The organism is Aquabacterium sp. (genome assembly GCF_036279675.1).
In the GTDB taxonomy this organism is placed as follows: domain Bacteria; phylum Pseudomonadota; class Gammaproteobacteria; order Burkholderiales; family Burkholderiaceae_C; genus Aquabacterium.
Genome location: NZ_DASUIS010000040.1, coordinates 34,699 through 52,788 on the forward strand (window position 1 = coordinate 34,699; position 18,090 = coordinate 52,788).

Here is an 18,090-nt window from a genome sequence, read left to right on the forward strand (position 1 = left end):
GGCACGGAGTCGGTTTCAGGTTTGATGTAGTTTCAGTCCCCTTCGTCTAGAGGCCTAGGACACCACCCTTTCACGGTGACTACAGGGGTTCGAATCCCCTAGGGGACGCCAAGTTTGACGGCGCTTGGGTTGCATGTGCAATCGAAGTCGTCTGCCACTGCGGAGTGGTAGTTCAGTTGGTTAGAATACCGGCCTGTCACGCCGGGGGTCGCGGGTTCGAGTCCCGTCCACTCCGCCAAAAATGCAAAGCCCTGATGCGCAAGCGTCAGGGCTTTTTGCATGGCGAGCTCCTTTGCGTTTGCGCTTCACCTTGCGTGGGCTTTGTGGGAAAGCCGACAAAACTGCTGGGTGCCTGTGCATGCCCGACAAGGGCAAAAAGTCAGGCATCAGCCCGCCGCCCCAGGGGAAATGCCCCATATCGCCCGATTCGGCGGCACGCAAACCGGCTTGGTACAACAGTTGCGATGCATCGGGTATGACTGCCCCCACCATCGCCCCGTCGCAGCCCAATCCGCATTTCGCCCGCATCGGCGGACACGAGCAGATCGTGCGCCTGGTTGACGCGTTCTACCGCGCGATGGACACCTTGCCCGAGGCCGCCACCATCCGGGCCATGCACGAGCCTGATCTGCGTGCCACGAAAGCCGTGCTGGTCAAGTACCTCAGCGAGTGGATGGGCGGCCCCAAGCTCTACACGCCAGACCGCGGTGCCCCCATGCTGCGGCGGCGCCATCAGCCATTTGCGCTGGACTCGGCGGCACGTGATGCCTGGATGGCGTGCATGCGCCAGGCGCTGGACGAAGTCTGCCCGGATCAGGGCTTGCGCGAGGAGTTGCTGGCGGCCTTCTACAAGGTGGCCGACTTCATCCGCAATACCGAAGATGGCGGCGAGACGCGCGCCCACCCCGGGCGGCCTCGCGAGGTCCAGCCGGGTGTGGTGGCTGCACCGCACAGCTCCCGCAGTTGATCCCAGCCTGAACCGTGAGCCATGTCGAGCACCCGCACACCTGGTACACGACCAATCTGGTTGGCGTCCCGGCGCATGTGCTCGCCAGCACGGAATTCAACGCCCATCCGGTGGCGCTTCACATTGTGGGCACGCGTGAGGCACACGCCGGCCTGTTCGCCTTGCTTGAAACCAGCCGGGATGCCCAGGAGGCCAGTGAGATGTTCATCCACTACCTGAGCCTCGCCTTTGGCCTGCAACCTGCGCAGGACCCTGCTTCGCCATCAGAGGCCCGGCGTTGGCGCGCCAGCTACATCAAGCTCTTGCAGAGCTGGGGTGTCGACAGCAACGGTGCCCCGGGTGCGGTGCTCAAGGGGTGGGTTGAAAGCCGTTTCGGCATGGTGCCGTGTTTTCATCAGGCGAGGCTGGAGCGTTTCCCTTCACCAGCCTGGGTGCGGTACATGGAGGAGAAGGCTTCCAGTCGCTTTCACAACAATTGCATCTACCAGCAGCTGGATCTGCTCTACGAATACTGTCAGTGGGCCTTGCGTCGTTTCAAGCCTTTTGGCGAGTCAGGCCACGTGGCCTTGTGGCGCGGCATCAACCACTGCGAGGAGCAAGTGGTGCAAGGCGAGCTGGGCCCCGGGCGGCGGCATCTGGTCGTGATGCTCAACAACCTGGTGAGCTTTGCCCAGCAAGTAGAGCAAGCCGAGTGTTTCGGTGACTGGTTGCTGCATGCGCAGGTGCCGCTGGTCAAGCTGCTGTTCTATCCGGGCTTGCTCAGCCAGGTCCCGCTCAATGGCGAAGGTGAAGTGCTGGCCATAGGCGGGCAATATGAGGTGGAGGCCCGCCGTGCTTGAACTCAAGGAACGCCTGCCCGGACGTGTGCCTGTGGCCATGGGCCGGGCCCGCCTGTTCGATCACGCCCTGGGTGCCTACCTGGGCTTGGCCTTGGGCGACGCGCTGGGTGCGACCGTCGAGTTCATGACGCCACGCGAGATCCAGCATCACCATGGCGTGCACAAGGAGATCATCGGTGGTGGCTGGCTCAAGCTCAAACCAGGGCAGGTGACCGATGACACCACGATGAGCCTGGCGTTGGGCGAGGCCTTGATCCGTGGCCATCGCGAGGGACGGCCCTTCGATGTGGGGCTCATGGCTGACAGCTTCGTGAGCTGGTGGCGCAGCAAGCCTGTGGACTGCGGCAACACCTGCCGGCGCGGCATCATGCGCTATCTGGCCGATGGCAGCCTGCAAGGGCCTGCCCATGATGGCGATGGTGGCAACGGCGCCTTGATGCGCAACTTCCCCGTGGCACTGGCCACGCTGGGGCGGCCCGACATGCTGGTGCAGGCTTCGATTGACCAGGCCCACATCACGCATCACCATGCACTGTCTGACGCGGCCACGGTGGCTTTCGGGCGCATGCTGCATGAGCTGTTGTGTCAGGCCGAGCCGCAGCAGGCCTTGCCGGCATGCCGCGGCATCGCCGATGAGCTGGTGGCGCGCCATCCCCAGTTCAACTTCGTGCCCTATCCGGGGCGTGCGTCTGGCTATGTGGTCGATACCGTGCAGACGGTGTTGCACCACTTCTTCAGGACGCCGGATTTCGAATCAGCCGTGCTGGGTGCGGTCAACCAAGGCGAAGACGCCGACACCACCGGTGCCCTGGCCGGCATGCTGGCCGGGGCCTTGTGCGGTGCGCAGGCTTTGCCCAAGCGCTGGCTCAACAAACTCGATCGCGGGGTACGCATGGCCATCACCGATCAGACCAGTGCCTTGCTGGCATTGGCGCTCGCATCATGAGCACGGCACAGGACACGGTGCTGGCCTATCACCAGCGAACCAAGCACCAGCCGCAACGCTATGCAGCGGGGCCCGAGACGCTGGATTGGGATGCGCAACCGAGCCCGTTTCGCGAGTGGGCCGGATCGCCCTTGACGATGTTGCCCCTGGTGGCCGACGAGTTGCGGACGACCTGGTCTCAGATGGATGATCCGGTCGGCCTGCCACCACATGCCATGGGCCTGGCCTCAGTGGCGTGCCTGCTGGAACTCAGCTTCGCGCTGACGGCCTGGAAGCAGTACGGGCCGGACAGGTGGGCGCTGCGGGCCAATCCATCCAGCGGCAACTTGCATCCGACCGAGGTGTACGTCATCGCGGTGGGCGTCTCGGGGCTGGCGGATGGGCTGTATCACTATGCGCCGCGAGAACATGCACTGGCTTTGCGTGCGGGCTTTGCCACTGCGCAAGGCGCGTCGATCAAGGGGCCTGCGCTCTGGATCGGCTTGAGTTCCATCCAGTGGCGCGAGGCCTGGAAGTACGGTGAACGCGCGTTTCGCTATTGCCAGCTGGACACGGGGCACGCTGTGGGCGCGCTAGCTTATGCCGCAGCGGCATTGGGATGGCACACACGTGCGCTGGCCGAGCCGGGCTTCGCCGAGCTGGCCGCCATCATGGGGCTGGACCGAGACAGCGACTTTGGCCTGGCCGAGCGCGAAGAGCCGGAGATGCTGATTCGCGTAGCGTTGGCGTCAGAGCTTGACTCGGACCTTGAGCAAGGTGAACTGCCACCTCCGCCTGCGGGCGAGTGGCACGGGCAGGCCAGCCGACTCGACAGGCATCCCATGTACCGATGGCCCGTGATCGATGAGGTCTCTCGTGCGACCCGAGCGATGGCAGCTGACAGGGCGCAACTGGCACACGCTGCATCGAACATGAAGTCCGCCAACCCGCCTGCTACCTGTGAGGCCTCAACGGGCACCACGGCCCCCACGAACCATGACGCGCTGGCATCCAGCGTCATCCGAGGCCGCCGCAGTGCCCAGCACTTTGACAAGCGCGCCACCATGCCCCTGGCGGTGTTCCTGCGCATGATGGCGGCCCTGATGCCGCAGCGGAGCCTGCCGTTTGATGCCTGGCCCCAAACCGCCAGCGTGCATGCCGTGGTGTATGCCCATCGGGTCGATGGCCTGGCGCCCGGCGCTTATGTCCTGGCGCGCACGGCGCAAGGTGAAGCAGCCTTGCGTGCGGCCATCCACACTGCGCCGGACTGGGCGCGGGTGCTGGCCGGCGGTGGGGCGCTGCCTCTGTGGTGCATCGCGGCGCATCCCGCGCTGGCAGGCACCTTGCGCACGCTGAGCTGCCATCAGGCCATTGGCAGCGATGCCTGCTTCGCCGTCAGCCTGATCGCCGACTTTGCCGAGCCCGTGGCCCGTCAGGCCAGCGCCTACCGAACGCTGTACCAGGAGGCGGGTCTCATGGGACAGGTGCTCTACCTGCAGGCCGAGGCCGAAGGCTTTCGGGGCACCGGCATTGGCTGCTACTTCGACGACGCCGTGCATGAGCTGCTGGGCATGAAGGACCAGGCCATGCAGGTGCTCTATCACTTCACCGTGGGTGTACCCATGGTGGACGCCCGCATCGTGACCGAGGCGCCCTATGCCCATCGCGCGCCGGTTGCCATCCCATCACCTGGTCAAGAGGTAGCCACAACATGAGCTCGACACAAGGATTCCAACGATTGCGCGCCGGTGAGCTGGCAGATTGGCTGAGCGCCCATCCCGACGCCTTGATTCTGGATGCCCGCGATGAACGCCACCATGCACTGGGGCATCTGAATGGCAGCGTCAGACTGGACGGGCGCAATCACGAGCGTCTGCTCATGCGTGAAAGCAAGACCCGGCCTGTGCTCATCTACTGCTATCACGGCAATGCCAGCCAGACCTATGCCGACATGTTCGTTGACTTCGGTTTCGCCTGTGTGGCCGACCTGATGGGTGGGTGGGAGGCCTGGATGCAAAGCGGGCCACAGGCCAGCACGGCGGATGCCGCAGCAGGTGGGCGCAGCACGAACCTCGATGTGGCCGTGCCTCCCTTTCTGCAGACCTGGCTGAGCGACCACGAGTTCGAGCACATCAACGAGGCAGGGGCACATGGCAACACGCCCTTGATGGAGGCTGCCTGGCGCGGAGAGACCGCCATTGTGCAGGCCCTGATCGACCTGGGTGTGAACCTGCATGCCACCAATGGTGACGGCAACAATGCCTTGTGGCTGGCCTGTGTGTCCAACGATCCCGCCCTGGTCATCCTGTTGGCGCAGGCCGGTGTGGCCATCGACCACCTGAACGCCACCGGCGCGACCTGCCTGATGTATGCGGCGTCCAGCAGCAAGCCTGACATCGTGAGGGTCCTGCTGGCCTTGGGGGCTGATCCGCTGATCCAGACGCAGGATGATTTTTCTGCGCTGGACATGGCCGCCAGCCTGGAGTGCCTGCAACTGCTGCGCTCTGCCACCAAGTCAGCCAGCAAGGTGGCCGCATGACCCACATTGTTTTCTACGAAAAGCCAGGTTGCGGTGGCAATGCGCGCCAGCGCGCCATGCTGGAGGCGGCGGGCCATACCCTGGAGCGTCGCAGCCTGCTGGACACCCCATGGGCGCCCACCGATCTGCTCGCCTTTCTGCAGCCCTTGCCCGTTGCGCAATGGTTCAACCGGGCAGCACCTCGCGTGAAGAGCGGCGAGGTGGTGCCGGAAGAACTGCAACCCGAGGCTGCCCTGGCCCTGTTGCTGGCCGAGCCGCTCCTGATCCGGCGCCCGCTGATGCAACGCCCCGATGGTGCGCGGCTCGTTGGTTTCGACACCGCCGAGGTGGACGCCTTTGTCGGGCTGGCTGCGCCAGAGACGGCGCCAGCCTCGATGGAAGGCTGTGCCGCCGCTTCACCCAAGGCGGCGTGTCGGACCTCTCATGCATGAAGTGCACGTGTTCACCCATTGTTGAATGACCTTCCAAGGAGCCCCACATGGACCTCGTCTACAAGGCACAAATGCTCACCCAGGGTGGGCGCACCGGCACCATCCAGAGTGACGATGGCAGCTTCAAGCTCAAGCTGGCTGTCCCCACGGCCATGGGCGGCAAGGGTGATGGCCCCAACCCGGAGCAGTTGTTTGCCGGCGCATTTGCCGCGTGCTTCGAGCAGTCCATACGCCACATCGCCAAGAAGGGCCACATCCCTTTGAAGGGGTGTTACGTCGAGGCCGATCTGTCGATGTACATCACCTTTGAAGATGCCTACCGCATGGCCCTGAGCCTGACCGTGCACATGGCCGGGCCGCTCGACCAGGACACGGCCGACAACCTGCTGGAACGGGCCCGCGGCATCTGCCCCTATGTGGACGCCACCAAGAACAACGTGAGCCTCACGCTCCAGGCCGTGCTGGACACGCCCGTGACGGCCTGATCACCCCGAGGAGACAAGACCATGAGCACACCTGAAGGCTTTTTTGTGGACTGGGACGGCAACTTGCGCAAGACCACCGACCCCGGTGCCGGCTTTGTATGCGATGTGGACCTGATGGCACGCTATGTGGGCGTGAAGACGCCCAAGGGCATCCTGATGCATGAGGCCACCTTCTACAAGGATCAGGCCGCTGTGGACAAGGCTGGCATCAAGGCGACCTTGGTGCCGGGCAGCCAACCCTGGGGCAAGCAGGACCTTTGATGCCTCACCGCAGCGCGGCGGCGGCCTGAAGCAAACGGGTGTGGCTGGCGGGGTCCTTGCGGGCCGACAGCGCAAAGGCCTGCACACAACGCGCGGCCGCCGTCACATAGCGGGACTGCGGCGCCAGCTTGTTCAAGGCGATCAGCGCCAGGGCCGCCGTGCCATTGCCCGAAGGTGTCGCCGTGTCGATGCCAGGCTTCATGCGGAAGAACAGGGCGGGCGCGTCCGACGGCGTGAAGTAGAAGCCGCCTTCACTGGCATCTTCAAACCGATGGAGCAGGGTGTCGGCCAGCACGTGGGCGAAGCCGATGTCCTGTGGCTGCGGGTCGGCCGCGTGGACGGCCAACAGCGCCTCGAGCAGGAAGGCATGGTCGTCCAGGTAGCCGACTTGCCCAGCCTGGCTCCACAACTGGCCCTGCTCCGTCCAGCGCGTCTGACGCAGATAGTCCAAGGTCTGCCGCGCGAGGTCTATCCATGGCTGTTGCTGGCACAGCTTGCCTGCCCGGGCCAGTGCGGTCACCATCAGGGCCGTCCAGCTTGTCAGCACGGTGTCATCACCCTGGACACGTTGACGCTTCTGCCGCTCCAGCAGGAGCTTCTCCCTGGTGGCCACGATGAACTCGTCCACCAGTTTCAAGGGCCGGTCCAACAAGCGTGCGAGGTCTTCTGCAGGGCGCGCGATTTTCAGATGCCAGCGGCTGCCTTCCACATTGGGTGGGTCGATCAAGCCCCAATGTGCCGAGCAGACATCCCATTCCATGGGCTTGAGCGCGCTTCGAATGGCCTCGCGCTCCCAGGTGTAGTCACCCCCTTCGCGTCCTTGCTGATCGTCGGCAGCTTGCGAGGCCCGGAAGCCCCCTTGGGGGTGGCGCATCTCGCGGTCCAGCCAGGCCACGGTCTGATCGACCACGCGTGCAAACAGGGGGTCATCGGTCAGGGCATAGGCCTGGGCATACAACTCGATCAACAGGGCGTTGTCGCACAGCATCTTTTCGAAGTGGGGCACATCCCAGCGGGCATCCACGCTGTAGCGGAAGAAGCCGCCGCCAATCTGGTCGAACAGCCCTCCCTGTGCCATCTTGCGCAAGGTGTGCAGTGCCATGTGGCGTGCGCTGTCGTCGCCGGCCTGGCCCTTGGCCAGCAGGAAGGCCAGGTCGGTGGGGTGAGGGAACTTGGGCGCACCGCCAAAGCCGCCATGTGTGGCGTCGAAGGCCACGGTGAGTTGTTGCAGGGCTTGCGCGTCCACGCTGGCGTCCATGAGCACACCCTCATGCGGCCTGGCCAGTTCGGCGTTCAGCCGATCAAGCAGGGCCTGATCCTGTCTGGCCAGCGTCTCTCGCTTGTCGCTCCACACGGTGCTGACGGAGGCGAGGATGTCGCGCAGCGCAGCCTGCTCCATCTGCGGTTCGCGTGGGAAGTAGGTGCCGCTGTAGAAGGGGATGCCTTGCGGAGACAGGAAGATCGTCAGAGGCCAGCCACCGCCGCTGCGGCGCAGGATGGTGTGTGCAGCCTGGTACAGCTGATCGAGGTCAGGGCGCTCTTCACGGTCGACCTTGATGTTGACGAAGCCTTCGTTCATCAATTGCGCGGTGGCGGGGTCGGAGAAGGACTCCCGGGCCATCACGTGGCACCAGTGGCAGGCGTTGTAGCCGATGGACAGCAAGATGGGCTTGTTCAGTTCACGCGCCTTGGCCAGAGCCTCCTCGCCCCATGGGTACCAGTCCACAGGTTGCTCGGCATGCGCCAGCAGGTAGGCCGATGTTTCCTGGGTCAGTCGGTTGGACATGGCATCGGCCTTTCGCTTGATGTGCAGATGGTCTGTCGGCTTCACCACAAAGCCGACAAGCGCACGGGCAGTCGTGCGTACCCGGCTGTTCGAGCAGGTTCTGTGCCGAGACGATCGACCTTCAATCGCCCCTCAATCACCCTCAATCGGGCGTCATGTCCGGCTGCAGCACGACTTCATCTGGCTGGCCACCCTCGTTGCGATGCAGGCTGACATCACCCAGGGGCGAATAACCGGCGTCACCTTCAAGCAGCACGGTGGCATCTGCGGGTAGACCCGAGAGCACCTGGATCAGTTGTTGCACGTTCATGAACCTGTCCTGACTCGCCTGAATGCCTCACAACATGCTTCGCTATTTCCTGACCTACCGTGGCGTCAAGCTGCCGCTGTGCATGACCGAAGAACTGGCCGCCGATGCCCTGGCTCATCGCAACACCTACTTTCGTGCCGAGTTCGATGACGCCGGGCGCATGGCCTGGGTTGAAAAGCTGGTCTATGGCGAGGTGGAGCTTCGACATGACTATCGCTATGACGCCCAGGGCCAGCTGCTGGAGGCCAGAATCAGCATGTTGGATGAAGAACCGCAACTGCTGTCATTCACGGTTTGAAAGACCCAGTGATTGATTCAGATCAATGTCTTAGCGCGCCACTTGGATTGGCTGACTTCGTTAATGTCTGCATCGGGTCTTCACGGTGAAGGCCTTCATACATCGAGGAGTGACGATCATGGCATTGCAGACATTCAGCTTCGCATCCGGTTCGAACAGCGGTGCACCGGAAGGCGATTACGTACCGGCCACAGTGGCCCAGGAACTGGAACAGACCTTGTCCAAGCTGACGTGGACGGTCCTGTATGGCAAGTCGCACGATGCGTCTGGCCTGGCTGTGGCTGCCGAGCAGTTGCTGCACAAGCTGCGCGCCAGCAAGTGAGTTCGGTGGGGGTGCTCAAGGCCTTGTGCGCGCTTCACTGAAGCTGCGCACGAAGCCACGCAAGGCGGCCGTCTGACGCTGGCCATAGGCCAGCAAGGCTTGCCTCAGGCTGTCGAGTTGAGCCTGCCCCAGCACGCCTTGCAATGACAAGGCAAACGCCTCTTGCGCCTCGGTGATGCCCTGCCAGTCGAATTGATCGGCCCGGGTCTCGGGTGCCAGGGCGCGCACGATCGACTTGAAGGACCAGGATCCACACATATCAGGGTGATAGTAATGGGCGCGCGCCACCTGGAACAGGTCCACGATGCGGGGCTGCAAGGCTTCCAGTGCACTGGCAAGGTCATCAAAGGCGGTGGCCAGTTCCCGCAGTCGGTTGCGCTCAAAGCCCGCGTTGTAGGCGAAGATGGGGCCCGTCTGGCCCAGTACCTCGATCAGTGACTGTGCGAAGGCCCGTCGCGGGTCACCTTGCTGTGTGGCCAGAAAGGCGTGGTGAGACAGCCGGCCATCGGCCTGTTCGACGTCGCATGTCCACTGGAATGGCATGATCTGATAGGGTCGGGTTCCCGGCCAGCTCGGCAAGGCAAAGCCAATGGTGTCGATGCGCAGTGCGTATCTGGGATAGGCCATGGTGGCGATCAGATCGGCGACCTCCGGTTCCATGATGGGCCGCCCCTGCTGGACCGCTCGCACGGCGCGACGCCGCCGCTCGTCGGGCAGTTCATCCAGCGACACCGTACGTACGCTGATGTGACCCAGCTCGCGCAACTCGCCTGCCAGCTCCCGGCCGACCAGTTCCAGATCTGCCGGGTCCTTTCTGCCATGACCTGCTTCAAGTTGGCCGCAGTGCCGGACGAAAGCGCAAGGCGAGGGCGTGTGGCAAGGCGCTTCATCGGGTGGAGCAGGTTCTGTATCACGTTCGCAGGCCCGCATGGCCACCAGCCAGTCGGGCACCGAGCGCGAGCCCAGTACCGGCATCAATTCCACTTCTCTGAACAAGCCGGCATAGCAGCCCAGACCTGGATACACGAAATCGGTATCCACCAGCATGAGCCCGGCGCTTTGCACGCGCAGGCCATTTCGTGCGGCCACATGCGTCCACAAGGCCACCATGTCGACGTCCCGCTCGTCACCCACTGTAGCGTAGCGGACCTTGAACAGACGCAGGCCGTAGGGGCCCGCCGCGAGCACGTCCACACGCACGCGCACACCTTCGTTGCTCTCCAGGCAAGCACCGAGAATGGCGCGGCCCTCGTCTTCCCTGGCGCCCGCCAGCCAGCCCTCGGCCAGAACAGCGTGGGTGCGGGCAATGGCCTGCAACCAATCGGTCTCGCTTTGAGGGGTGTCGATGACGATCGCTTGTGGGAAGGTGGCGCGCAAGGCCTGATCTTGTGCGGCAGGTGAGGTGTCCAGTCCTTTGCCTGATGCGGCACGTTGCATCAACAGCGCCTCGCTTGACGGCTCGAAATGGCGTTGCAACCAGAAGCGCCGCGAGCAGGCCAACCAGCGTGACAGGTCTTCGTGCGTATAGGGCTGGAATGACGTGGTGGAGGACATGGGCGCAGGCAGATGCAGGAAGACGGTCGGACAAAGCCGACAAAGCCGACAGGGGTGACACAAGGCCGACCTCGTCGAGGCGTGTTCATGCAGGGAAGCAAGCAGCGTGCGGGGTGTCACGCATCTTGCAAGCAGGCGAGCCATGATGCTCAAGTTCTACATGACGCCGGGATCGTGTTCCACCGGCATCCACATCCTGCTGGAAGAGGTGGAGGTCCCTTTCGAGGTCACGATCCTGAATCTGCCTGCAGGCGATCATCGGCAGCCCTGCTACCTGGTCATCAACCCCAAGGGCACGATACCGGCGCTCATGTTGACGGACGGCTATGTGCTCACGGAGTTCCAGGCCATTGCCTATTGGCTGGCGCGCGCTTATCCGCGCAAGGGCTTGCTGCCTGAAGATGCCGTCAAGGCGGCCACGGCCATGGAGCTGATGGACTATGTGGTGGGCACCATCCACGGACAGGGCTACACCCGCATCTTCACCACGGACACCTATCTGCCTCCTGGCCTTGCTGAGGACGAAGCGCAGCGCTGGCGCAGCGCGATCGAGGCGCGAGGTCAGGAGATCGTCGATCAAGGCTTCAAGGTGATCGAGGCCCGCTTGTCTGACGAGGGCTATGCTGTTGGCCCGAAGTTGTCCATCGCGGATGCGGCCCTGTTCTATGTCTTCTTCTGGGCCGATCGCATCGGCCTGCCTTTGCCGGAGCGGTGTGCCGAGCTCTACCAGCGTCTGCGCGCACGCCCCGTGGTGCGTCAGGTGCTGATGGAAGAAGGCTATCGCTGACTGGCCACCCAAGGCATCATCACTTCAAGCGAGGAGCCCGACCATGCCCCGGACCTTTCATGTTCACGTTCCGCCCGATGCCATGCCGGATCTGCACGGTCTGCAGGCTGCCATCAAACAGTTGAAGTTCAAGCTGACCCTGGATGAGGCCTACGCGCCATTCGAGACGCAAGGCTATCTGCCCTGCACCCTGGAAGGCGAAGACGCCGGCGTGGACATGCGTTTCGCGCGCGACGTGCCCGGTCAGGGTGAGCGGACCTCGGTGATGACGCTCAAATGGGGTGGCGACCCGCGCGAGCACTTGAGTGCACTCGTCATTGCCGCGGCCATGGCCAGCTCGTTCGGGGCTGAGGTGGTCGACCCTGATGCGGCCACTGTGGTGCCATCAACGGCGTTGATCAAGCAAGCCAAGGCTTTGCTGGAAGATCATTTCTAAGCCCCGATCCGGGGTGTCAACACGGAAGGCCAGATCATGTTCATCGCCATGAATCGTTTTCGCATTGCCCGTGGCCGGGAAGAAGAGTTCATCGACGTCTGGCGCCAGCGTGACAGCCGCCTGGCAGGCGTGCCCGGCTTTGTACGCTTCAACCTGCTGCAAGGTGCGACAGACGATCAGGCCACCGTGTTCATATCGCACTCGACCTGGGAGAGCACGGCAGCCTTCGAGGCCTGGACGCGATCCGAAGCATTTCGGGCGGCCCATGCCGGTGCCGGTCAGCAAAAGGGGCTCTACCTGGGGCCGCCCCAGTTTGAAGGCTTCGAGTCGGTGCTGTAAGGCGTTCAGTCTTCATCCAGCATCGGGCGGATCTCGTCGACGAAGTCCGCCAGGATGTGTTTGTGCGTGTCGAACTGGGCGCTGGTGGGGATGATGGCGATGCCGGTGGCGCCATAGTGTTCACCCATCTCCTTGAACCTGGCGGCCACTTCATGATGGCTGCCGATCAGTGACTCGGCGATCAAGGCGTCCACGTCCTGGGCGAAAGAAGTCTCGCGATTGCGCCCCCAACCTTCAGCCAGTGCCCGTGTGGCAAAGCTGTCGAAGTAGGGGCGTGCCACGGCCAGTGCTTCTTCCCGTGTCGAGGCCGTGCTGGCAAAGCGGGCCAGCATCAAGGCGGGCGCCTTGCCGCCACTGGCTTGCTTGTAGCGCTCGACCGCTTTTTGCACCCTGGCCAGCGTGTGGGTGGCGGCCGCCATCAGGCCCCACCCGTTCTGTCCGGCGATGTCCAGGCTGGTGTCGTCATCGCAAGCGATCCACACAGGAACGGGCGATTGCGCGGGCCTGGGTTCCAGCTTGAGCGCCGTGTCTCCGGGCAGGCTGGCCGCACCGGCAAGCAGGCCCAGTGTGACGCTGAGGTTGGCATGCATGCGCTCACGTGCTGACGCAAGCTGGAGACCGTGCACCGCCAGAACCGACGGAAAGGCCGCACCGCTGGCCACGCCCAGGTTGAAGCGGCCTTTGGACAGCAGATCCAGCGTGGCCACTTCTTCAGCAAGCCTGATCGGATCATGCAAGGCCGGCAGGCAGACCATGGACCCGATGCGCGATTTGTTGGTCACGGCGGCCATGTAGCCCAACATCGCGATGGCCGCACCCTGTGGCCACTGACTGTCGAAGTGTTGTTCGCCCAGCCAGATATCGTCATAGCCCATTCGCTCAGCCTCGCGCACCAGCACGAACTGGCGGATCAAGGCCCGACCGGCTTCGGCCGTCGGGTTCTCGCTGAGGCACAGATAACCCAGTCTCGGTGCAGCCATGGTACGCCCCTCCTGAAGTGTTCAATAACCCATCTCGAACCACACCGGGTGCTTGCGGCGCAGCGCCTGCAGCAGCCCCATGGTTTGCGGTACCAGGGCACTCACGGCGTACCAGATTTCGCTGCGGCGAGGCTGGATGCCGTGGCGCAGCTTGTCGTGCAGCACGGCCCAGCCGTTCCAGTCCACCTCCATGAGGCGCTGGTGCAGAGCCGGCGTGAAGTTGCCCATGGTGTGCGCCATGATCAGCAGTTGAGCCTCCACAGCCCGCAAGGTCAGGGTGCTGGCGAAGAGTTCTTCCTCACCCTGCATCTCCTTGATCAGCTTGCCGATCGATTGACCCGTGTCCATCACGATGTCGTAGAGCGAGCGGTTGTACATGGTCAGGCCTCCACCTTGTCCGCGTCGACCACAGGGTCCAGCGCCCGGAACATGGCACAGCGAGCGAACACGTCAAGCGTGGGTTGCAGTTGCTTGTGCTGGCAGAACTTGGCCACCAGCTTGCTCAGTCCCTTGATGTCTCGCCCGCTGGCTTCCGGGTAGATCTCGGCCAGCTGGCGCACCATCGCCGCATCGAGGTCCAGGTTGAACTGTTCGGCCATCACGCCCCAGATGCGTTCGCGTGCAGCCCGGTCGGGCGCGTGGTAGCGGATCAAGGCGATGCAGCGCGACACGATGGCCTCGTCGATGTCATCAATGCGGTTGGTGGTGAGAAAGAGCAGGCCGTCGAAATACTCCAGCACGCGCAGGAACACCCCCACCACCGCATTGGCCGTGATGTCATCACTGCGCTTGCGGATGTAGACATCGGCCTCGTCGATCAGCATCACGGCCCCCCAACGCTGTGCGCGGGTCAGCGCCTCTTTCAAGGCACTCTCCATCGCGCTCACACTCAAGCCCAGCTGACCGGAGTGAACGCGGTAAAGCGGGCGCCCCGTGACCTCGGCATACACCTCGGCCGTGAGCGTCTTGCCCACACCGGGTGGGCCTGCGCACAGCACGGTCGTGCCGCCGCTCTTGCCTGCGATCACGTCCTCCTGCAGCACATCCATCTCGGCCGTCAGGATGTCGATCAGTTCGGTCTGCTCCGAGGGCAGGACCAGCTTGTGCTTGAGCTCAGGCTGGTAGAGGTAGAGCTCGACATCATCGGCATGCACCCACAAGTGCTGATGCAACTCCAGATGGAAGAGAAAGAGGTAGGCCTGAACGGGCAGGGCCTTGAACAGATGGGCGGGCAGGGAGGCATCCAGCGCCTTGACTTCTTCTTCGTAGTCGAAGTCGCTGCTCTTGGCAGCCCTGCGCAGGTAGGGGCCCAGGATGTCCCCCGGGGATTCCAGCCCCACGCCACGCGGTGGCAGGATGCCTTCGTCGTTGACCAGGCGGGCCGCACCGCCGCTGGCGCTGAGCACCACCTGGTCCTTGCGGCTCCAGTCGGTGTCGCGATGTGTGGCCGTCGGGTCTTCGGCGATGAAGCCCATGCCTTCACCGGAGAACTGCGTGCCATAGCGCCCGCGCCATTCGAAGTAGCGCGCGGCTGAGGCGTCATAGGCGGCCAGCAGCGCGGGTGTTTCTTTCAGCAGGCCCTTGGCGGCGAGGATCTCGGCAATCGTGTGGCCGGGCAGGTCCCCTTCGGTGATCCGCAAGGATTGCGAGATCAGGTTGGCTCTTGCATGGGCCTTGAGCTCGACCATGACCTTGCCCAGCTCCTCTGAGGAGCCTTGAACATAGTCGATGCGTGTCGGAACCCAGGCCAGTGGCTTGCCATCCATATTGGCCGCGAACAACCAGCCACGCTCGGTGCCTTCAGCCAGATAACGCACCAGCGCCGGCAGCACCGCCTCCAGCGAATCCCCTTGCTTGAAGCGTTGGGTTTCGCAACGTTGCGCGGCCACCAGGGCACGCAATTGCGCGGCGCGCCCGGCCAGCGCTGCACCGGCTTCTTCATACAGCCTGGCCAGGAATTCCAGTGCCTCCAGCGGCAGGCTGCGCGAGCGCAACTCGATGCGGTGGCCAAAACGCAATTGCGTTTGCAGGCCGTCCAGTTCCGGAAAGCGATCCGTGAGCGCCAGGACATCCGGGCGGTCGAGTTGCAGTTTCATCGTGGGTCTCACAAGCGACGAACACCGCTTTCATTGCGAGACCTGTGCCAGCCCTGTCAGATCGGCTCACTTTGAGCCAAATCAATGACTTGCATGCTGCCTGGTATCCATGTCAGGCCGCCACATGGCGTGAGGATCACGACAAAACCGACATGGCGCAGACATCGTTGGCGTGGGTGACGGCCTTCGCATGGCTCAGGCCTGTTTCACGTGCGCCCGGGGGCTGGTTTTGCCAGCGGTGCTTCCAGTCTGTGCGCAGGCAAGGCCGCACCCTGGTTGGACAACCACGTGCCCAGCAGGATCAGGCCCGTGCTGCCTACCATCATCAGCGTGATGTGCTCGTCCATGAACAGCGCGCCCCACAGCATGCCGAAGACGGGGATGAGGAAGGTCACCGTCAGCGCGCGGCTGGCGCCGATGCGGTCGATCAGCCTGTAGAAGATGAGGTAGGCCACGCCTGTGCACAACAGCGTCAGCGTCAGCAGGGCCAGCCAGGCTTTGGGCGAAACGCTCATCCACGCGCTCATCGCCGCTGGCGTCGCCGAAGTGGCTGCGGTGGCCACAGTGGCTGGCGGGCCGATCCACAGTGCAGGCGCGATCAACACGATGCTGGCCATGCCGAGTGTGCCGGCGCAGTTGCTCAGCGGGCTGAGCTGGCTCAGGAAGCGCTTGTTGTAGTGCACGGCAAAGGCGTACATCAGGGTGGAGCCCAGCGCCAGCCCAGCGGCCCAGTGGGCACCCGGCGCCGAGAACTGATGGCCATCTGCCGCCAGCAAAGCCACGCCCACGAAGCCCAGTGTCAGCCCGAGTGCCCGCAAGCCTGAGAGCCGCTCTCTGGCCCACAGCCAGCCCACCAGTGCGCCCCACATGGGCGTGGTCGCGTTCAGGATGGACAGCAAGCCCGATGGCAGTTGGCGTGCGGCCTGGCCCAGGCCCATGAAGGGCAGGATGCATGACAGCAGCGCCGCGCCCAACAATTGCGGGGCGTGCTGCCGCAGGGCGGGACCCTCGCGGCTGAGCAGCACCAGGGGCAGCAACATCAGGGCCCCACCCGTGACGCGAAAGGCGGCCACCGCCAACGGACCCACGGCGGGTGACGCCACACGCAAGAATAGAAAGGAGCCGCCCCAGATGGCGGCCAGAAACAGCAATTCGATCAGATCCCTGGGTTTCATGAAAGTCATCCTACCCGGATCGTGCAGGACCTGCCGGTCACCTCGATTCGTGGGGGATTCGTGGCGGAATGGAGAGATCTGTTGCCCGAATTCACCATCTGACATAGACAGGTCCCTAAAATCGCGGTTTTCGGGTCTCACCCAACACATTCAAGCGAAGGATCACCATGCAAGTCGCCGCATCCATCTTCAAGGCCTATGACATCCGGGGCGTCGTCGGGCAGACCTTGAACGAGGCCGTGGCCGAGCATCTGGGCCGTGCTTTCGGCACCGAGGCGCTCAAGCTGGGCGAAAAGGCCGTGGCCATTGGCCGTGACGGCCGCCTGTCCGGCCCTTCCCTGAGCGGCGCGCTGATCCGCGGCCTGCGTTCCACCGGCATCAACGTGATCGATCTGGGCGCGGTGACCACCCCCATGCTGTATTACGTGGCCGCCACCCGCGGTTCGGAAGGCTGCCACAGTGGCATCCAGGTGACCGGCAGCCACAACCCCAAGGACTACAACGGTTTCAAGATGGTTCTGGCTGGTCGTGCCATTTACGGCGACGACATCCAGGGCCTGCGCCAGCGCATTGAAAAGGAAGACTACGCCACGGGTGCCGGCGGCCTGGTCGAATTGAACGTGCTGGACGAATACACCAAGCGCATCACCGGCGATTGCAAGCTGGCCCGCCCCATGAAGATCGTGGTGGACTCGGGCAACGGCATCCCCGGTGCGTCGGCGCCTGGCATCCTGCGCGCCCTGGGCTGCGAGGTGATCGAGCTGTATTCCGAGGTGGACGGCGACTTCCCCAATCACCACCCTGATCCTTCCAAGCCTGAGAACCTGGCTGACCTGATCAAGGCCGTCAAGGAGCATGGCGCCGAACTGGGCCTGGCTTTTGACGGTGACGGCGACCGCCTGGGCGTGGTCACCAAGGATGGCAACAACATCTTCCCGGACCGCCAGATCATGCTGTTCGCCAAGGACGTGCTGTCGCGCGTGCCCGGCGCCCCCATCATTTTTGACGTCAAGTGCAGCCAGCGTCTGGCCATTGCCATCCGCGAAGCCGGCGGCGTGCCCACCATGTACAAGACCGGCCACAGCCTGGTCAAGGCCAAGCTCAAGGAACTCAATTCGCCGTTCGCCGGTGAAATGAGCGGCCACATCTTCTTTGGCGAACGCTGGTATGGCTTTGATGACGCCACCTACACGGCAGGTCGTCTGCTCGAAATCCTCAGCAAGGTCGCCAACCCCAGCGCCGTGCTGGACGCGCTGCCCACCAGCTTCAGCACGCCTGAACTGAACGTGGCCTGCGCCGAAGGCGAACACCACGCCGTGATCGAGAAGCTGCGCCAGACGGCCACCTTCGAGGGCGCCGAGCTCACCACCATCGACGGCCTGCGCGCCGACTATCCGGATGGCTTCGGCCTGGTGCGCGCTTCCAACACCACGCCCGTGCTGGTGCTGTGCTTCGAAGGCCAGACGCCTGAGGCGCTGGAACGCATCCAGAAGCACTTCATGGCCCAGATCCTCGCCGTCAAGCCAGACGCGCATGTGGGTGCTTCGGCGCACTGAAGTA

21 protein-coding genes and 2 tRNA genes are annotated in these 18,090 nt (G+C 63.7%); 16 read left to right on the plus strand and 7 right to left on the minus strand.

Features of this window, described 5'->3' with window-relative positions; translation table 11 throughout:
• Positions 1–35: 35 nt before the first annotated feature.
• The 10 genes from VFW93_RS04465 (at position 36) to VFW93_RS04510 (ending at position 6,447) form a co-directional block, all read left to right on the plus strand.
• Positions 36–111: transfer RNA gene (locus VFW93_RS04465), tRNA-Glu, on the plus strand.
• A 50-nt stretch (positions 112–161) separates the two neighbouring features.
• Positions 162–238 (plus strand) — tRNA-Asp (locus tag VFW93_RS04470).
• 237 nt (positions 239–475) lie between these two features.
• Positions 476–967: a group II truncated hemoglobin gene (locus tag VFW93_RS04475; RefSeq protein WP_329692782.1), complete on the plus strand. Its 492-nt coding sequence runs from the start codon at positions 476–478 to the stop codon at positions 965–967.
• Positions 968–981: 14 nt separating this feature from the next.
• Positions 982–1,806: an NAD(+)--dinitrogen-reductase ADP-D-ribosyltransferase gene (locus VFW93_RS04480; protein WP_329692783.1), complete on the plus strand. Its 825-nt coding sequence runs from the start codon at positions 982–984 to the stop codon at positions 1,804–1,806.
• Complete coding sequence (gene draG / locus VFW93_RS04485; RefSeq protein ID WP_329692784.1) at positions 1,799–2,752, plus strand: ADP-ribosyl-[dinitrogen reductase] hydrolase; 954 nt, start codon at positions 1,799–1,801, stop codon at positions 2,750–2,752. The genes VFW93_RS04480 and draG overlap by 8 nt, the downstream gene beginning before the upstream one ends.
• Positions 2,749–4,446 (plus strand): SagB/ThcOx family dehydrogenase, encoded by a 1,698-nt coding sequence (locus VFW93_RS04490; protein WP_329692785.1) that lies wholly within the window; start codon positions 2,749–2,751, stop codon positions 4,444–4,446. Before draG ends, VFW93_RS04490 begins: the two co-directional genes overlap by 4 nt.
• Positions 4,443–5,270 carry an ankyrin repeat domain-containing protein gene (locus VFW93_RS04495; RefSeq protein ID WP_329692786.1) on the plus strand — a complete coding sequence of 276 codons (828 nt, stop codon included), beginning with the start codon at positions 4,443–4,445 and terminating at the stop codon, positions 5,268–5,270. Before VFW93_RS04490 ends, VFW93_RS04495 begins: the two co-directional genes overlap by 4 nt.
• Positions 5,267–5,701, plus strand: a complete 435-nt coding sequence (locus VFW93_RS04500) for an ArsC/Spx/MgsR family protein (RefSeq protein WP_329692787.1) — start codon at positions 5,267–5,269, stop codon at positions 5,699–5,701. The genes VFW93_RS04495 and VFW93_RS04500 overlap by 4 nt, the downstream gene beginning before the upstream one ends.
• A gap of 47 nt (positions 5,702–5,748) precedes the next feature.
• A complete protein-coding gene (locus VFW93_RS04505) occupies positions 5,749–6,186 on the plus strand; it encodes an Ohr family peroxiredoxin (protein WP_329692788.1) in 438 nt (145 codons plus the stop codon).
• A 21-nt stretch (positions 6,187–6,207) separates the two neighbouring features.
• Positions 6,208–6,447, plus strand: a complete 240-nt coding sequence (locus tag VFW93_RS04510; RefSeq protein ID WP_329692789.1) for a hypothetical protein — start codon at positions 6,208–6,210, stop codon at positions 6,445–6,447.
• 4 nt (positions 6,448–6,451) lie between these two features.
• Here VFW93_RS04510 and VFW93_RS04515 read toward each other — a convergent pair whose 3' ends face one another.
• Positions 6,452–8,233 carry a thioredoxin domain-containing protein gene (locus VFW93_RS04515; RefSeq protein WP_329692790.1) on the minus strand — a complete coding sequence of 594 codons (1,782 nt, stop codon included), beginning with the start codon at positions 8,231–8,233 and terminating at the stop codon, positions 6,452–6,454.
• A gap of 142 nt (positions 8,234–8,375) precedes the next feature.
• A complete protein-coding gene (locus VFW93_RS04520; RefSeq protein WP_329692791.1) occupies positions 8,376–8,543 on the minus strand; it encodes a hypothetical protein in 168 nt (55 codons plus the stop codon).
• Between the two features lie 34 nt (positions 8,544–8,577).
• On the opposite strand from VFW93_RS04520, the gene VFW93_RS04525 reads away from it, so the two are divergent.
• On the plus strand, positions 8,578–8,841 hold the full coding sequence (locus VFW93_RS04525; RefSeq protein ID WP_329692792.1) for a DUF6156 family protein: 264 nt from the start codon (positions 8,578–8,580) through the stop codon (positions 8,839–8,841).
• Positions 8,842–8,959: 118 nt separating this feature from the next.
• Positions 8,960–9,163 carry a hypothetical protein gene (locus tag VFW93_RS04530; RefSeq protein WP_329692793.1) on the plus strand — a complete coding sequence of 68 codons (204 nt, stop codon included), beginning with the start codon at positions 8,960–8,962 and terminating at the stop codon, positions 9,161–9,163.
• Between the two features lie 15 nt (positions 9,164–9,178).
• On the opposite strand, the gene VFW93_RS04535 is transcribed toward VFW93_RS04530, so the two are convergent.
• Positions 9,179–10,717, minus strand: a complete 1,539-nt coding sequence (locus tag VFW93_RS04535; RefSeq protein WP_329692794.1) for a DUF2779 domain-containing protein — start codon at positions 10,715–10,717, stop codon at positions 9,179–9,181.
• 142 nt (positions 10,718–10,859) lie between these two features.
• On the opposite strand from VFW93_RS04535, the gene VFW93_RS04540 reads away from it, so the two are divergent.
• From VFW93_RS04540 to VFW93_RS04550, 3 genes are read left to right on the plus strand one after another with little or no spacing between them, the layout of a single operon-like run.
• A complete protein-coding gene (locus VFW93_RS04540) occupies positions 10,860–11,504 on the plus strand; it encodes a glutathione S-transferase family protein (RefSeq protein WP_329692795.1) in 645 nt (214 codons plus the stop codon).
• Between the two features lie 43 nt (positions 11,505–11,547).
• Positions 11,548–11,940: a hypothetical protein gene (locus VFW93_RS04545; RefSeq protein WP_329692796.1), complete on the plus strand. Its 393-nt coding sequence runs from the start codon at positions 11,548–11,550 to the stop codon at positions 11,938–11,940.
• 36 nt (positions 11,941–11,976) lie between these two features.
• Complete coding sequence (locus VFW93_RS04550) at positions 11,977–12,279, plus strand: antibiotic biosynthesis monooxygenase (protein ID WP_329692797.1); 303 nt, start codon at positions 11,977–11,979, stop codon at positions 12,277–12,279.
• Between the two features lie 5 nt (positions 12,280–12,284).
• Here the strand turns inward: VFW93_RS04550 and VFW93_RS04555 are convergent, their stop codons facing one another.
• The 4 genes from VFW93_RS04555 to VFW93_RS04570 all read right to left on the minus strand — a co-directional run bounded on the left by VFW93_RS04555 (position 12,285) and on the right by VFW93_RS04570 (position 16,530).
• Entirely contained in the window at positions 12,285–13,259 is a 975-nt protein-coding gene (locus VFW93_RS04555) for an LLM class flavin-dependent oxidoreductase (RefSeq protein WP_329692798.1), read from the minus strand.
• Positions 13,260–13,280: 21 nt separating this feature from the next.
• Positions 13,281–13,637 (minus strand): hypothetical protein, encoded by a 357-nt coding sequence (locus VFW93_RS04560; protein ID WP_329692799.1) that lies wholly within the window; start codon positions 13,635–13,637, stop codon positions 13,281–13,283.
• A gap of 2 nt (positions 13,638–13,639) precedes the next feature.
• Positions 13,640–15,355, minus strand: a complete 1,716-nt coding sequence (locus tag VFW93_RS04565; RefSeq protein WP_329692800.1) for an ATP-binding protein — start codon at positions 15,353–15,355, stop codon at positions 13,640–13,642.
• Positions 15,356–15,561: 206 nt separating this feature from the next.
• Positions 15,562–16,530, minus strand: coding sequence for a DMT family transporter (locus VFW93_RS04570; RefSeq protein ID WP_329692801.1), 969 nt, complete (start codon positions 16,528–16,530; stop codon positions 15,562–15,564).
• 167 nt (positions 16,531–16,697) lie between these two features.
• Here VFW93_RS04570 and VFW93_RS04575 point away from each other — a divergent pair, with 167 nt between their 5' ends.
• On the plus strand, positions 16,698–18,086 hold the full coding sequence (locus VFW93_RS04575) for a phosphomannomutase/phosphoglucomutase (protein ID WP_329692802.1): 1,389 nt from the start codon (positions 16,698–16,700) through the stop codon (positions 18,084–18,086).
• The last annotated feature ends 4 nt before the right edge of the window (positions 18,087–18,090 follow it).